Annotated in this window: 15 protein-coding genes; 7 read left to right on the top strand and 8 right to left on the bottom strand. The window is 33.3% G+C overall.

All coding sequences use genetic code 11. The features are described 5' to 3' along the window. The first annotated feature begins 142 nt into the window (after window positions 1–142). The 7 genes from bshC to MYRA21_RS09860 all read left to right on the top strand — a co-directional run bounded on the left by bshC (window position 143) and on the right by MYRA21_RS09860 (window position 7,209). Complete coding sequence (bshC, locus tag MYRA21_RS09890; RefSeq protein ID WP_006260648.1) at window positions 143–1,732, top strand: bacillithiol biosynthesis cysteine-adding enzyme BshC; 1,590 nt, start codon at window positions 143–145, stop codon at window positions 1,730–1,732. Between the two features lie 212 nt (window positions 1,733–1,944). Beyond that, window positions 1,945–2,709, top strand: a complete 765-nt coding sequence (locus tag MYRA21_RS09885) for a ParA family protein (RefSeq protein WP_006257090.1) — start codon at window positions 1,945–1,947, stop codon at window positions 2,707–2,709. Window positions 2,710–2,738: 29 nt separating this feature from the next. After that, complete coding sequence (locus tag MYRA21_RS09880; RefSeq protein WP_006260647.1) at window positions 2,739–3,644, top strand: ParB/RepB/Spo0J family partition protein; 906 nt, start codon at window positions 2,739–2,741, stop codon at window positions 3,642–3,644. After that, window positions 3,644–4,231: a DUF5683 domain-containing protein gene (locus tag MYRA21_RS09875; RefSeq protein WP_006257093.1), complete on the top strand. Its 588-nt coding sequence runs from the start codon at window positions 3,644–3,646 to the stop codon at window positions 4,229–4,231. Before MYRA21_RS09880 ends, MYRA21_RS09875 begins: the two co-directional genes overlap by 1 nt. Window positions 4,232–4,243: 12 nt before the next feature. Beyond that, the gene (gene dapB / locus MYRA21_RS09870; RefSeq protein WP_006260646.1) at window positions 4,244–4,948 is read left to right on the top strand and encodes a 4-hydroxy-tetrahydrodipicolinate reductase; all 705 of its coding nucleotides are present in this window, start codon (window positions 4,244–4,246) and stop codon (window positions 4,946–4,948) included. Between the two features lie 36 nt (window positions 4,949–4,984). Further along, window positions 4,985–6,577: a signal peptidase I gene (lepB, locus tag MYRA21_RS09865; protein ID WP_006260645.1), complete on the top strand. Its 1,593-nt coding sequence runs from the start codon at window positions 4,985–4,987 to the stop codon at window positions 6,575–6,577. 8 nt (window positions 6,578–6,585) lie between these two features. Then, complete coding sequence (locus MYRA21_RS09860; RefSeq protein ID WP_006257097.1) at window positions 6,586–7,209, top strand: WbqC family protein; 624 nt, start codon at window positions 6,586–6,588, stop codon at window positions 7,207–7,209. A gap of 224 nt (window positions 7,210–7,433) precedes the next feature. Here the strand turns inward: MYRA21_RS09860 and MYRA21_RS09855 are convergent, their stop codons facing one another. From MYRA21_RS09855 to MYRA21_RS09820, 8 genes are all read right to left on the bottom strand, one after another. Then, window positions 7,434–8,129, bottom strand: a complete 696-nt coding sequence (locus MYRA21_RS09855) for a sulfite exporter TauE/SafE family protein (RefSeq protein WP_006260644.1) — start codon at window positions 8,127–8,129, stop codon at window positions 7,434–7,436. A gap of 3 nt (window positions 8,130–8,132) precedes the next feature. Next, window positions 8,133–8,591 carry a FixH family protein gene (locus MYRA21_RS09850; protein WP_006257099.1) on the bottom strand — a complete coding sequence of 153 codons (459 nt, stop codon included), beginning with the start codon at window positions 8,589–8,591 and terminating at the stop codon, window positions 8,133–8,135. A gap of 18 nt (window positions 8,592–8,609) precedes the next feature. Continuing rightward, window positions 8,610–10,043: a cytochrome c oxidase accessory protein CcoG gene (ccoG, locus tag MYRA21_RS09845; protein ID WP_006260643.1), complete on the bottom strand. Its 1,434-nt coding sequence runs from the start codon at window positions 10,041–10,043 to the stop codon at window positions 8,610–8,612. 610 nt (window positions 10,044–10,653) lie between these two features. Then, complete coding sequence (locus MYRA21_RS09840; protein ID WP_006260642.1) at window positions 10,654–11,631, bottom strand: cbb3-type cytochrome c oxidase N-terminal domain-containing protein; 978 nt, start codon at window positions 11,629–11,631, stop codon at window positions 10,654–10,656. Next, the gene (locus MYRA21_RS09835) at window positions 11,628–11,834 is read right to left on the bottom strand and encodes a CcoQ/FixQ family Cbb3-type cytochrome c oxidase assembly chaperone (RefSeq protein WP_006257102.1); all 207 of its coding nucleotides are present in this window, start codon (window positions 11,832–11,834) and stop codon (window positions 11,628–11,630) included. Before MYRA21_RS09835 ends, MYRA21_RS09840 begins: the two co-directional genes overlap by 4 nt. Before the next feature lie 20 nt (window positions 11,835–11,854). Continuing rightward, window positions 11,855–14,035, bottom strand: coding sequence for a cytochrome-c oxidase, cbb3-type subunit I (gene ccoN / locus MYRA21_RS09830; RefSeq protein WP_006260641.1), 2,181 nt, complete (start codon window positions 14,033–14,035; stop codon window positions 11,855–11,857). Window positions 14,036–14,041: 6 nt separating this feature from the next. After that, complete coding sequence (gene ccoS / locus MYRA21_RS09825; RefSeq protein WP_006257104.1) at window positions 14,042–14,248, bottom strand: cbb3-type cytochrome oxidase assembly protein CcoS; 207 nt, start codon at window positions 14,246–14,248, stop codon at window positions 14,042–14,044. A gap of 76 nt (window positions 14,249–14,324) precedes the next feature. After that, the gene (locus MYRA21_RS09820; RefSeq protein ID WP_006260640.1) at window positions 14,325–16,715 is read right to left on the bottom strand and encodes a heavy metal translocating P-type ATPase metal-binding domain-containing protein; all 2,391 of its coding nucleotides are present in this window, start codon (window positions 16,713–16,715) and stop codon (window positions 14,325–14,327) included. Window positions 16,716–16,737: the final 22 nt, after the last annotated feature.

The following is a 16,737-nucleotide window of genomic DNA, read 5'->3' as shown; positions in this document are numbered from 1 at the left end:
TATTCTCAATTCATTTATTGGTAGATTAGTCTTAATAGCCTTCTACTCTGTTTCCTTTTTTAAATTAAACTTTAATCTTTAAACAACGTTAAACCTTCATTTAAAAACTGATTATTGTTTAAATTAGCAAAAAATAAACACTATGCCTTTAGACAAAATTACGTTTCAGAACGCGGGCTATTTTTCAAAACTAATGGTAGATTACCTTAATCAAGAGGCTAATCTAAAACACTTATATAATCACTTTCCTACTATAGAAAACTTTAAACAACAGTTAGACGAAAAGCGTGCTAACTATCCGATAGAACATAGAAGTGTACTCTGTCAGGCGTTGTTAAGTCAATATAAAAACACAAAGACTTCTGAGAAGACTTTAGAGCATATAAACGCATTAGCGAAAGAAAATACATTTACAGTTACAACTGGACATCAGTTAAACTTATTTACGGGACCGTTATACTTCTTATACAAAATCATCTCTGTGATCAACTTAGCCAAAGAACTGAAAGCTAAGTATCCCAACGAAAACTTTGTCCCAGTGTACTGGATGGCAACAGAAGATCACGACTTCGAAGAAATTAATCACTTCGTATTTGAAGAAAAAGTGATTTGCTGGAACAGAGAGAGCAAAGGTCCTGTAGGAAGATTAAGTACAGAAGGTCTGGATAAAGTATATGAAGTATTCCAATCTCATATCGGGGTAGGTAGTAATGCTACTTATATCAAGGAGCTATTCGAAAATGCTTATCTAAAACACGATAATCTGACGGATGCTACACGTTACTTAGCGAATGAACTATTCGCAGAGTACGGACTGGTAATCATAGATGGTGATGACGCTGAACTGAAAAAGTTATTTGCTCCTCATATCAAAGAAGAATTACTTCATCAAAGTGCTATCAAAGAAGTTGAAAAAAGCTATGATACACTATCAGAATACTTCATACAGGTCAATCCTCGTGATATCAACTTATTCTATATACAGGATAATCTGAGAGAAAGAATTATCTATGAAGATGATATATATAAGGTAAATAATACGTCTATCACCTTCACTAAAGAAGCAATACTAACAGAACTAGAGAATCACCCAGAATGCTTTAGTCCTAATGTGATACTGAGACCGTTATATCAAGAAGTAATATTGCCTAATCTATGCTATACTGGAGGTGGTGGAGAATTGGCATACTGGTTAGAATTGAAGAAAGTATTTGATTTGCATAAGATTACTTTCCCGATGCTATTACTGAGAAATTCAGTGCTATTAGCGACTTCTAAACAAGTAGAGAAAATGGATAAACTAGAACTCTATTGGAAAGATATGTTCATGAAACAAAGTCACTTAATCAATGCGAAAACGAAAGAGTTCTCTTCTATTCAATTTGATTTTGAACAACAACGCCAGTTCTTAGAAGAGCAGTTCAAAACACTAGAAGAAATAGCTTTACAAACGGATAAATCTTTTATAGGAGCAGTAAATGCACAGAAAGTCAAACAACTAAAAGGGTTAGACAACTTAGAGAAAAGACTGCGTATCGCTGAGAAAAGAAATCACGCTGACAAGCTAGAGCGCATTACCTTATTACAGAATGAACTATTCCCTAATAATAGCCTACAAGAGCGTATCGTTAACTTCTCTGTGTATTACAAAGAATATGGAAATCAGCTGATCAAGGCACTATTTGCACAATTAGAGCCACTAAATCAAGAATTTGACATTGTCATTCTTTAATACAAAGCAAAAACTAGTATATTAACTATTACATAAACATATTTAGATTAAAATAAAGATATTAGTGAATAAATGCCATTTATAGCACAGATGGCATTTATTTTTATAAGATATTGAATTTTAAGGTTTTTAGGGAAATGTTGATAAATAAGATTTCGTAGAGTCGCAAATAATCGTATTTTTACCAATTATAAAAACATTCTTTTGGTAAAATGGGTAAAATCATTGCTATTGCTAATCAAAAAGGTGGTGTAGGAAAAACTACAACATCAGTTAATCTTGCTGCTTCATTAGGAGCACTAGAGAAAAAAGTACTTATCATAGACGCAGATCCTCAGGCCAATGCTTCCTCTGGATTAGGAATCGATGTAGACTCTGTAGAGATCGGTACTTATGAAATATTAGAGCACAGTAATACGCCAGAAGAAGCGATTGTGGAATGTACAGCTCCGAATGTATATCTAATCCCCGCCCACATTGACTTAGTGGCTATTGAAATTGAGTTGGTGGATAAACCAAACCGAGAATACATGCTTAAAGAAGCACTTAAATCTGTCAAAGATAAGTTTGATTATATCATAATCGACTGTGCTCCTTCTTTAGGTCTACTTACCTTAAATGCGTTGACAGCTGCTGATTCTGTAGCTATTCCGATTCAGTGTGAGTACTTTGCATTAGAAGGTCTTGGTAAATTATTAAACACAATTAAAAGTGTTCAAAAAATACACAATCCTAATTTAGATATAGAAGGATTGTTATTAACGATGTACGACTCTCGCTTACGCTTGTCTAATCAAGTGGTAGAGGAAGTACAGAAACATTTTAACGATATGGTATTCGATACTATTATCCAGCGAAATGTAAAATTAAGTGAAGCACCTAGCTTTGGCGAAAGTATCATTAACTATGACGCTACTAGTAAGGGGGCTACGAATTACATCAATCTAGCAGAAGAAATTATTCGAAAAAATAGTTAGACTTCTCTAGAATTATTATTTAGAATATTATGGCAAAGGCAATTAAGAAACAAGCTTTAGGAAGAGGACTATCGGCTCTATTAAAAGATCCAGATAACGATATTAGATCAATCGAAGATAATAATGCAGATAAAGTAATCGGCAATATTATAGAGTTAGACATAGACTCTATTGAGATAAATCCATTCCAACCTAGAACGAACTTTAACGAAGAGTCTTTACAAGAGTTAGCTACAAGTATTCGAGAATTAGGTGTAATACAACCTATTACCGTTAGAAAAATTGAGTTCAACAAATATCAATTAATCTCTGGTGAGCGTCGTTTAAGAGCTTCTAAAATAGTAGGATTAGACTCTGTGCCTGCTTATATCCGTATAGCGAATGACAATGAGTCTCTAACTATGGCTTTAGTAGAGAATATCCAACGTCATGATCTAGACCCTATCGAGATAGCACTGTCGTATCAACGTCTAATGGAAGAAATAAATCTGACACAAGAACAAGTAAGTGATCGCGTAGGAAAGAAACGTTCTACTATCGCTAATTACTTGCGTCTACTGCGTCTAGACCCAATCATTCAGACAGGGATAAGAGATGGATTTATCACTATGGGACATGGTCGTGCTATTATTAATATAGAAGACTTAGATGTACAGACAGATATCTATCACAAAATCATTACAGAAAACTTATCTGTAAGAGAGACTGAGGCTATCGTAAAAAAATATCAAGAACAACTAAGAGGTATAGTATCACCTGCTCTACCTAAGAAAAATACAGAGTTTAATATTCCAGAAAGTTATTCGAGATCATTCGGACAATTCTTTGGAACAAAAGTAGATATTAAAGTTTCTAATAATGGAAAAGGAAAGATATCTATTCCTTTCCACTCTGAAGAAGACTTAAATCGTATTATCAAACTATTAGAAAATTAGTGAAACACAAGTTATTAATCCTATTATTCTTCATAGGAGCAGTCTGTCACCCCACCTATGCACAGTCTGTAAGTGAAGAAGATGAACCTACTACGAAAAAAGAGTCTGCAGACTATAAACCATTAGATCCTGTAGCTCCTTCTCGTGCGGCATTCTATGCCTCTGTTATTCCTGGAGTAGGTCAAATCTATAATAAGAAATACTGGAAAGTACCATTAGTATATGCAGGTATAGGAATACCTACATACTTCTGGATGGATAACCAAAGACAGTATAATAGATATAGAGACGAATATAAGAAACGTCTACAAGGTGTTAACGATCCTAACGATCCTACTTTTGGAGGATTAGACAACGATCGTATATTAGAAGCTCAAAAGTTCTATAGACGTAATAGAGACTTATCTGTCGTAATCACAGTTGGTTTTTATGTTCTAAGTATCATCGACGCTAACGTAGATGCTCACTTGATGCAGTTCAACGTTAATGAGAACTTGACTATTAAGCCTGCCTTTGAGATAGACAGGATGAATCTTCAGAATCAAAATCAGTTCCAATATGCGATAAATGTAGAATATCGCTTTTAAAATATTTATCCAATGAAAATTGCTTTATTAGGATATGGCAAAATGGGTCAAATCATTGAAAGAATTGCCATAGAAAGAGGCCACGAAATAGTACTTCGCAAAAGAAGTTCTGATACTTATGAAGGACTAAAAGAGGCAGATGTAGCGATAGACTTCAGTGTGCCTTCTGCTGCTGTACAGAATATTACAACTTGTTTTGAACTAAATATCCCTATTATATCAGGTACCACAGGTTGGTTAGAAGAATATGATAAGATGGTAGATCTATGTACAAAAAGCAATGGTGCTTTTTTATATGGGTCTAATTTTAGTTTAGGAGTAAACCTATTCTTTGAGTTAAACAGCTACTTAGCTAAGATGATGAATAATCTTAATGATTATAAAGTATCTATGGAAGAAATACACCATACCCAAAAGTTAGATGCTCCTAGTGGCACAGCTATTTCTTTGGCTAATGGTATTATCGAAAATACAGATTATACAGCGTGGACATTAGACACACCAGATACTAATCAGATACATATCGATGCAAAACGCATAGATAGCGTACCTGGTACGCATAGTGTATTCTATGACTCTGCTATCGACCAGATAGAGATCAAGCACACAGCTCATAATAGAGAAGGCTTTGCTCTAGGAGCTGTAGTAGCCGCTGAATGGATACAAAATAAAAAAGGAATATTCTCTATGAAAGATGTTCTGAATCTAAAAAAATAATTACCTTCACTAATAATCATTAAACAATACTAAACTATGACAATGTCTCAATGGTTTTTGTTTTTTCTTTTAGTACAAGTTATACACTTTCTTGGAACTTGGAAATTATACGTAAAAGCTGGAAAGAAAAGCTGGCAAGCTATCGTGCCTGTATATAATGCTGTGGTCTTAATGCAAATCATAAACCGTCCTAGATGGTGGGTTATCTTATTGTTTGTACCTATTGTGAATTTAATCATGTTTCCTGTAGTTTGGGTAGAGACACTTAGAAGCTTTGGAAAAAACAAAACAGTAGACACTATACTAGGAGTAGTAACACTAGGTCTTTATATCTATTATATCAACTATGCTGTCGATGTAAAATATGTAGAAAACAGAAGTACAAAAGCAGCTACAAGTTCAGGAGAGACTGTTAGTTCAATTCTATTTGCAGTTGTTGTTGCTACAGTGATTCACACTTATGTAATTCAACCTTATACCATACCAACGTCTTCATTAGAAAAAACTTTACTAGTAGGAGACTTCTTATTCGTAAGTAAGTTCCACTATGGGGCAAGAACTCCTATGACTACAGTAGCGTTACCAATGGTACATGATACTTTACCATTTACAAAGAAAAATTCTTACTTAAAGAAACCACATTTACCATACTTTAGATTACCTGGTTTTCAAAAGATACAACACAACGATATCGTCGTGTTCAACTGGCCAACTGATACTGTTTATCAGTTCAACGATCCACTTAGAAGACCTGCTGTAGATAAACCAATCGACAAGAAAACAAACTATGTTAAACGTGCTGTAGGTTTACCAGGAGAAAACATTTCGTTAGTTAATGGTGATGTTTACATCAATAATGAGAAATTAAAGCTTAATGATCGTGCTAGATTACAGAGCACTTATACTGTAAAAACAGACGGTACACCAATAGATCTAAATGCTTTAGTAAAACGATTAGATACAAGAGAAGGTATTGAATACTTTAACAATGATCCGAAAACATTAATCTTCGCCGCTTTAACAGATGAAAATGTAGAAGTATTAAAGTCTATGTCTCAAATAGTAAGTGTTACAAAAGGATATCCAGAAGAAGCTAAAGCCTATATTCAAGCAGCGTATGCTAATGTAATATTCCCTCATAACTCTAAAACTTGGACAAATGATGACTTAGGTCCTCTACATATTCCTGCTAAAGGAGAGACAGTTACGCTAAATGCTGATAACTTCCCAATGTACCAAAGAGTTATTCAGGTATATGAGGGCAATAAATTAGAGGTTAGAGACAATAAAATCTATATCAACGATGTAGCTACAGATAAATACACTTTCCAACAAGATTATTACTTCATGATGGGAGACAATAGAAATAGATCTGAAGATAGTAGATATTGGGGATTTGTACCTGAAGATCACATTGTAGGAAAACCTGTTTTTGTATGGTTAAGTATAGATCAATACGTTCCATGGTCAAAAGCATTAGATAAGATTCGTTGGGATAGAATGTTTACTACAGTGAATGGTAATGGTAAGCAGACTTCTTACTTCCCTTACTTCTTAGTAGCCGTGATAGGTTTAGTAGGTTATAATACTTACAAAAAGAGAAAAGAAAAAAAGAATTCAAAATATTAAATTAAAACATGAATAACATACTTATTCATCCTAGTTACTTCCCTTCTATCAGCCACTTTGTAGCTATGCTACAAGCAGACAAAATAACATTTGAGATGGAAGATAACTTTCAAAAACAAACCAATAGAAATAGAGCGTTCATCTATAGTGCTAATGGAAAGCAAATGCTTAATATTCCAATCAAACACTCAAAAGAACTTAAACAAAAATATAAGGATGTAAGAATAGAGCATGCTTTTGGCTGGCAAAAACAGCATTTTAAGAGCCTAGAAGCTGCTTATAGAACTTCTCCTTACTTCGAGTACTTTGAAGATGAGATTCGTCCTATTTTTGAAGGAAAACCAGAGTTTATGTTAGATCTTAACCTTCAAATACATGAAGTGTTATGTTCTTGCTTAGGGATAGACCTCCCTTATGAACAAACTAAAGACTACCATAAAGAAGTAAGTAATGACATTACTGATTTGAGAACTTTAATAAATGGTAAGAAAGATACTAATATCTACACTCCATACATCCAAGTTTTTGATGAAAAACATGGCTACTTAAACAATCTAAGTATTCTAGACTTATTATTCAATGAAGGAAGACATGCTATAGATTATCTTAAAAAGCAGTCATTAAGCATATAAAAAAAAAGCTGACCACTGGTCAGCTTTTTTTCTTTCATAGCGCAATTTTATACTTTTATTTTAAGTACTATAACGATAAATTATAAGTAACAAACAATCAACATATCTTTTCCTTTTCATAGCATTAAAAATCGTTGATGACCTTATCGTTATACACTTAAGACAATAATTCTGAAAAAAGTCACATCATTTTATACAATTTATTTTAAATAAATTGTACTTAACTAACAATCAGCCTCTCCCCTTACAAAAAGATTTAAATTATCTGGAGATAAAAAAGGAATATCTAATCCCAGACCGCGTATAATAAACAACATCCCGAAGATTACGATAACATAAGGGTAATACTTCATAATACCGTTTCTTACTTTAGGAGAAAACATATCTCTTACATAAATAATAGAACTCATCAAAGGAATAGTTCCTACTCCAAATAGAGCCATATAAAGCATTCCCATAGATACGCTCTGTGTAGCTAATGCACCAAACAATGCGACATAAACCATACCGCATGGCAAAAAGCCATTAAAAAAACCAATAAAGTATAATGTCCCTTTATTTTGTTTTTTAAACTGACCTCCTAGTTTAGTTTTAATCTTACTCACTACAAAGTAAAAAGGCTTTAGAAAGCCAAAGTTTCCAAGCTTGTTTTGTGGTATTAATATAAAGACAATCATTAAAATCCCTACAACAATAGACATCTGCTGCTGTAGTCCAGCTAAGTAAAGACCTTTACCAAACATACCAAAAACAAGTCCTAAAATAGAATATGCAGATATTCTTCCTAAATGATAGGTGAATATCTGCATAGCTTTTTTAGTACCATTACTCTTAGAAACTGGCAACATCATAGCTATAGGTCCGCACATACCAATGCAATGCAGACTACTAATCAGTCCAAAAATAAGAGCTGTAATCACTAGTTAATCCTTTTTTACAGTTAAACTTTGTTTATTTCTGTAATCTGATCCGTTATAAGACCACTCTACCGCAATATCCCAACGACCGTCTACCAGCGTATTGTTAGGTATGAGCAAATTGGAAGAAGACAATGATATAGGCATATCAAAGTCTAATTTCTGGTTAGACGGTCTGTATAGGAATATTTTTCCTGTAATATTTTTTGCGTCAAAATCTGAAGGAAACACAATAGATATATCTCCAGCTTTAGTAGACTCAATAGACACAGGAGTAGCAAGTTTCAATGCCGCTACTTCTCTATCGTGTTTACCATCTACTTCTATTTCTTGTTGATAATAATTCTCAGTAACTAGTTCATTATCATATTTACTATCAATCTGTACTCTTATAACATATTGCAAAATAAAGACCATAAAAATCCCCATAGCAATAACAATACCTGTTCCAAAATTAAATTTCATACCTAACAAATTTTAATATTAATCCAATGTTCTAGGGCCTAAGAAGTTTGTTGATGTTGTCTGAATCAACTTATCTCCTTCATAAACCTCTATTTTAACTTTTGTACGATGACTTTCTAACAAGAACTGTGGAACATCAATAAACATAGTTCCTTCTGCATAACCTTCTTTTACCACTTTTATAATTGGGTTCCCTACTAAAGTAATAGCACCTGTTTCTGGAGAAGATAACTTAAAGGTTACATTCTCAAAATCCTTCATCGTTTTATTAACTACCTTAAAGGTATAAACGTTTCTAATATTCTCTTTATCATCTACAGTGACGTGTGTATAAGTTTGACCTGCAACACGAAGTACAGTAGCTTCAATATCTGTTCTTAAGAACAATAACCCTACCAAAATAGTCATCAAGATACAAAGAACAGCTACATAACCTTTCTGACGTAGACTAAACTTAAACTTAGTACCTTCTGATATTTCTGACTCAGATGCATAACGTATTAAACCAGTAGGTAAACCAACACTCTCCATCATATGATCACACTCATCAATACAAGCAGTACAGTTCACACACTCTAACTGAGTTCCATTACGTATATCAATACCCGTTGGACATACATTTACACATTGCTTACAGTCGATACAATCTCCTATACCTTCTGCAGTTCTATCAACTCCTTTTTTAAACTTAGCTCTACCATTTGTCGCTTCACCACGCACGTGGTCATAAGCTACAATAATAGATTTATTGTCTAATAAAACTCCTTGTAATCTACCATAAGGACAAGCAATAACACATACTTGCTCTCTAAACCATGTAAAAACAAAGTAGAAAGCCCCAGTAAATATTATTAATCCAATAAAACGTCCCATATGATCTGCTGGTCCGTCTTTCATCATTTGAAGAACGACATCACTTCCAATAATATAAGCTAAGAAAACATTAGCAATCAAAAAGGAAATAACAAAGAATATAAACCACTTTAAGACTCTCTTTCTAATCTTCTCAGAAGTCCAAGGTTGTTTATCTAAACGCATTTGAGCCCCTCTATCACCATCAATCCAATATTCAATACGTCTAAAAACCATTTCCATAAAAATCGTTTGAGGGCAAATCCAACCACAAAATATACGACCAAATGAAACTGTAAATAGGGTAACAAAAACTACCCCAATAATCATAGATATTACTACAAGATAAAAATCCTGTGGCCAGAAAGGAAAACCAAAAATATTAAACTTTCTATCTATTACGTTAAACAATAAAAACTGGTTTCCATTTATCTTAATAAATGGCGCAGCAAAAAGAAACAAGATAAGAGCGTAACTTACGATCTTACGTTTATTATAAAAAGGGCCCGAAGGTTTTTTAGGATAGATCCAAGCTCTTTTACCATCTTTGTCAATTGTACCTATGGAGTCACGGAAACTCTCATCATGTATTGTAGCCATAGTAAAATGTTTTTCAATGAGTAATAAAGTAATAAACTACTTATACTCTATTCTTATTATGTTAGTTTATAATAGTGCCTAAGCACAAGTTTTTGACAGATAAACTGTCAGAAATCTTCTAATTATTGTCGCCTAAAAGATTCCTTATTCTCTTAATCTAAAATATACCTAACTGTTCCGCTTTCCCTAACCAAAGTAAAAAACACAAACAATCATATTCGTTTATTAAAAAGATAAGATTTACTTCTCATCTACTGTTATATTAACATCTATATATATAAATCCTAAAAACAGTATAATCGCTTCTAAATACCTTATATTTTAAACAGTTTAACTCTACCAAGTCCTCGTTTAACAACTAAATAAAACCTTGACAGACATAAACTTTTTTTATACTAGAAAGGTACGAAAAAAGCTCTCAATATGCATTGTATTTATGATAATAATACTATAGATAATGTCTTTATTAACACCAATAAACGAAATAAGTCAACACCTCTTGATCAATAGAAAATATTTGGTATAAAAGAGGGCTAAATTGTCAACCTTAGCCCTCTATTCTTTTTATCAGTCCATACTACAAAATACAGTAAGCATAGACTTATATTATTTATTCTTTGATTTCTGTAGCTTCTGATTCTGCATTAGTTTCTTCAGAAACTTCTTCTGAAGCACCTTCTTCTGAAGCATCTCCTCCAGTCAATTCTGCTTTAGACCATACAATATCTCCTTCTGGAGCTTTAGCCTCTGCAGGAACTGTACCATTAAGAGAAATAACATAAGAAGCTAACTTTTCAATTTCGGATGGTTTGAAATTTGACTTCCAAGGCACCATTCCTTTACCAGGACGTCCACCTTCAGAAATTGTGTTGAAGACATTTTTCATACCTCCACCTAATATCCAGTGGTCGTCAGTTAAGTTAGGTCCGATAGATCCCCCACCATCATTCTTATGACATACAGCACAATTTGTATCAAAAAGTGCCTTACCAGCAGCTAACACAGTTGGATCATCAGAGAATACTGCTTGATCAGCTGTTAACATATCAGGAGCATTTTTCTTGTACTCCTCAACTTGTTCTTTAGCAGCAATCATTTCTTTTTCAAACTCAGCAACTTGATTATCTGCATCAAACACGTGATATCTCAACATATAGATTACAGCAAAAATTGCAGTTACATAGAAAAGTCCAACCCACCATGGTGGTAAATCATTATCTAACTCTTTAATTCCATCATAATCATGATCCATCATGATATCACCTTCTTGCTCAATTGTTTTAGTGTTAGTCAATTTCTGCATTAAGCGTTTTACCCAAGGGGCATCTCTTAATGGACGACTAGCTTCTTTTTGTTTTAGAGCTCTCTCTTCAGGAGTCATTAAGCGATCCAAAATCTTGTTTGTTGCAGATGCTACAATTTCAACAGCAATCAATGCGAACAAGAATAAACCTAATAATATTAGAACAACGGGATGTTCTACAAAAGCCGGTTTATCACTATCCCCCCCTACTAACCATTCTATCGCTAAAAAGAAAATAGCAAATAGAAGAGGAACTCTTACATATACTGGAAAAAACTTTTTCATAATTTTCGTGAATTACTATCAACATTGTGCTCTTCATCATCCATGAATGGCATATTGCTCAATTCTTCTATTGTGTCTTTCTTATAAGTAGCAACCCACACGAAAAGTCCAACAAAGAATGTAAAGAAAATAATAAGTGATATAATAGGGAATATCTCCACTCCACCTATTGTTTCCATATTATGTTTAATGAATTTTAGCATATTGATTCATTTTTAAAATATTATTCTTCTACCTTTTTAATGTCGGTACCTAAACGTTGTAGATAAGCAATCACTGCTACAATCTCACGATCACTCATAGGTATAAACTCTTCACCTTTTGCTTGTGCACGTTTTTTACTATCCTCATATGACTTCACATAATCAGGATCACCTTCTAAGTTCTTAGCAATCTCTTCAGACTGTGCTTTTATAGAAGCCTTCGCGTTAGCAATATCCTCATCTGTATATGGAACTCCTAAAGTTCTCATTACACTCATTTTAGTTTCTATATCTGAGTAATCTGCATTTTTATTAGCAAATAACCATTTATATCCAGGCATGATTGAATTAGGAGATGTTGACTGAGGGTCATACATATGGTTATAATGCCAGCTATCAGAATATTTACCTCCTACTCTAAATAAATCTGGACCTGTTCTCTTAGAACCCCATAAGAATGGGTGATCATAAACATATTCTCCTGACTTAGAGTACTCACCATATCTTTCAACTTCTGAACGGAAAGGACGAATCATTTGTGAGTGACATCCCACACAACCTTCTCTAATATATAAGTCACGACCTTCTAATTCTAAAGGAGTATATGGTTTAACACTTGTAATAGTAGGAATATTTGACTTCACAAATATTGTAGGAACAATCTGTACCAATCCTCCAATTAAAATAGCTACTGTAGTTAAGATAGTAAACTGAATAGGTCTTCTCTCTAAATGAGTATGCCATCCTTCTCCTTTTAATCTACCAGCAGAAATTCGTTGTAATGCAGGTGCTTCAGCTAATTCATCTTGAACTGGTTGACCAGCTTTTACAGTTTTATAGATATTGTAAATCAATACTAATACCCCTGCTAAATACAATGTACCTCCAATAGCACGCATTGCATACATTGGCATAATAGCTGTAACTGTTTCTAAGAAGTTACCATATTTTAAAGTACCATCAGGGTTAAAGTCTTTCCACATTAAGTGTTGAGAGAAACCTGCAACATATAATGGAATAGTATATAAGATAATACCTAATGTACCAATCCAGAAGTGGAAGTTAGCAGCTGCTTTAGAATAAAGCTCTGTTTTAACCATTCTAGGAATTAACCAATACACCATACCAAATGTCATGAATCCGTTCCAAGCTAATGCTCCAACGTGAACGTGAGCTACGATCCAGTCAGTATAGTGAGCAATAGCATTTACGTTTTTAAGAGATAACATTGGTCCTTCAAAAGTAGCCATACCATATCCTGTAATACCTACTACGAAGAATTTTAATACTGGATCAACTCTTACTTTATCCCAAACTCCACGAAGAGTTAAAAGACCGTTGATCATACCTCCCCAAGATGGTGCAATTAACATTACAGAGAACACAACTCCTAAGTTTTGAGCCCATTCTGGTAATGCTGAATACAATAAGTGGTGAGGACCTGCCCAGATGTATAAGAAAATTAAAGACCAGAAGTGAATAATAGATAGTCTATAAGAATAAACTGGTCTATTCGCTGCTTTTGGTAAATAATAATACATTAAACCTAAGAAAGGTGTAGTTAAGAAGAATGCTACTGCATTATGTCCATACCACCACTGCACTAATGCATCTTGTACCCCTGCATAAACAGAGTAAGATTTAAATGCACTTACAGGTAACTCTAATGAGTTAAAGATATGTAATACAGCTACAGTAACAAAAGTCGCTAAGTAGAACCAAATTGCAACATAAATATGACGCTCTCTTCTTTTGATAATCGTCATAATCATATTAACACCGAATGTCACCCAAATCAATGCAATTGCAATATCAATTGGCCATTCTAATTCAGCGTACTCTTTTGATGTTGTAAATCCTAATGGTAAGGTAATTACAGCACCAATTAAAATTAATTGCCATCCGTAAAAGTGAAGATTACTTAAAAAGTCACTGTACATTCTGGCTTTACATAACCTTTGTAAAGAATAGTATATTCCTCCGAAAATTGCGTTACCAACGAACGCAAAAATCACAGCATTAGTATGCAATGGACGCAATCTCCCGAAACTCAACCAAGATATTCCATCTGTTAAGTTAGGAAATATAAACATCACTGCTAAAACTAATCCTACAAGCATCCCGACAGCTCCAAAAAATATTGAAGCATAAAGAAATTTCTTTACAATTTTGTTGTCATAATAAAATTGTTGCACTTCCATAGTTGTTTATATTTGATTTTCTTTTTGTTTATTATCTGTTTTTTTGTCTTTCTTCTCTTTTGAAGTAACTTTTACTTCGTCATCAAAAAGCATACGCACTGAAGGGGTATACGCGTCATCAAACTGACCGCTTTTTACTGACCGTATAAATAAGTATAGAAATATACCAGCTACTACTACACTGATACTAATTAAGAAATATATAACACTCATACCTAATATTTACTTGTCAAAATTAACATTATCTGATGCCTTAAAACATGATAACTATCATATTTGGCTTTTTATCTTAATCTTTCTTTATAATCTTCTTTGCAAAGTAATTACTCATGATCGTTACAAAGCTGATTATAGAAACAGTGCTTATGGGCATTAATATAGCCGCTACTAATGGAGACATTTTATTCATTATAGAAACCGTTATACCAATCACATTATAGCTCAAAGCTAAGATATAACTTAATTTGATAATTTTAACAGATTTCTTTGAATAATTTAAGAATGACTTTAAGCTTTTAAACATTTTAGCATCTAAGATAGCATCACTTGCAGGGGTAAAAACATTAACATTCTCAGAAACAGACACTCCCACATTACTTTGAGCTAATGCTCCTGCATCATTTAATCCATCTCCTACCATCATTACATTCCCGCCATTTTCTTGCAATCTTTTGACATATTCTAATTTCTCTTCTGGCTTCTGATTAAAAACCAACGAAGTAGAACTAGGAAGCAACTTTTCTAACACTTCTTTCTCACCATCATTATCTCCTGAAAGAATAGCTAATTTATATCCGATATTTGTTAAATTATCAAACAATTCTGTAACGCCTTCTCTATAGTGGTTAGCAAATACAAACTTCCCTTTATACTCCCCATTAATTTGGATATGAACTGATGTTTCATTTAACACTTGTTCACTTTGAATCCCTAACAAACTAGGAGATCCTATTAGATAACTATTTTTGTTTATCGTACCCAACAGTCCTTTTCCTGGTATTTCTTCAAATAACTCAGGTTTGACAACCACCTTTGTAGACAAAAAGTTATACAGTTTTCTACTCAAAGGATGATTAGATGCTCTAATAATATTTCTAATATCGCCTTGTTCTTCTTTAGATAACTCCTCTCCGACATACTGTATAGTTGAACTTGCATTAGTAGTAATAGTACCTGTCTTATCAAAAACAATAGTATTCACCTTTGCCATTTGTTCTACGACAGTAACATTTTTTAAATAGAACTTATTTCTACCATAAATACGGATAGCATTACCTAAAGTAAATGGAGCTGTCAACGCTAAGGCACAAGGACAAGCAACGATTAGAATAGCTGTAAACACATTAAAAGCGGCATTTATATCAACAAAAGCCCAACCTATAAAAGCAGATATAGAAATCAGCAATAATACAGGGGTAAAATAATGACTAATCGTATCCGTAATAGTTTTATACTTAATATCCACTTTTTTCTGGAAGACATCATTACTCCATAACTGAGTTAGATAACTTTGAGAAACAGTATTCACTGCCTCTATCTCAATAACGTCTCCCACTTGTTTTCCTCCTGCGAAAACTTTATCTCCTGATTTTTTTTCTACAGGAACAGCTTCACCTGTTACAAAACTATAGTCAATAAAAGCTGATTCTGAAATCAATATTGAATCCACAGGTACTAGTTCTTGGTTACGAATCAGAAGACGATCCCCTTTTACAACCTCATAAACTTGAATAGGTTCTTCTACTCCATCCTCTCCAATCTTAGTAATCGCAATAGGAAAATAGGATTTATAATCTCTTTCAAAAGATAGGAAGTTATAAGTACGTTGCTGAAACAGTTTTCCTAACAACATAAAGAAGACTAACATAGTCATACTATCAAAAAAACCTGGGCCTAAATCAAATATAATATCTATCGTACTTCGAATAAACATCACTATAATTCCTAAAGACATAGGAATGTCTATGGTATAATTTTTTGTTTTAATCCCTTTCCAAGCAGCCAAGTGGTAAGGAGAAGCAGAATAAAAAAATACGGGTAAAGAAATAAGTAATATAAGCCATCTAAAAAAATCCTTATATTCTCTCATCCAGATATCATCAATATTAAAATACTCTGGGAAAGAAAGCATCATAACATTTCCAAAACTAAAAAATGCTATCCCTATTTTATAAATTAAGCTTCTATCTATAGCCTGAGGTTTATCTTCGTAATTTTTTAAACTTATATAAGGTTCGTAACCAATCTTAGTTAATAATAACACTAAGTCTTTTAAAGATACCTTTTCAGAATTAAATGTAATTGTTGCTTTCTTTTCAGGGAAATTAACCAATACTCGAATCACACCGTCATTTAGTCTGTGCAGATTCTCTAATATCCAGATACAAGAACTACAGTGAATATGTGGAATATATAAAGACACTATATTAGTTGACCCTTCATTGAACTCTAGAAGTTTGTTAATAATTTCTGTTTTCTCTAAAAAATCATACTTACCATTAGCTTCTTCTGGAGTAGCACCTGGAGTAGCCTCCATATCGTAATAACAGCTTAAATCATTCTCGCTAAAAATCTCATAAACTGTCTTACATCCATTACAACAAAATTCTTTATCATCGAAGTCAATGCGGTTAAAGGTTGTCACCTCATTACCACAGTGATAACACTTATTTTTATCCATAATTTATTGCTCATTTTACCTA

Source organism: Myroides sp. A21 (assembly GCF_000807225.1).
Classification (GTDB): Bacteria; Bacteroidota; Bacteroidia; order Flavobacteriales; family Flavobacteriaceae; genus Flavobacterium; species Flavobacterium odoratimimum.
Note: the sequence above shows the minus strand (reverse complement) of the source record. Positions and strands in the feature narration are given on the sequence as shown.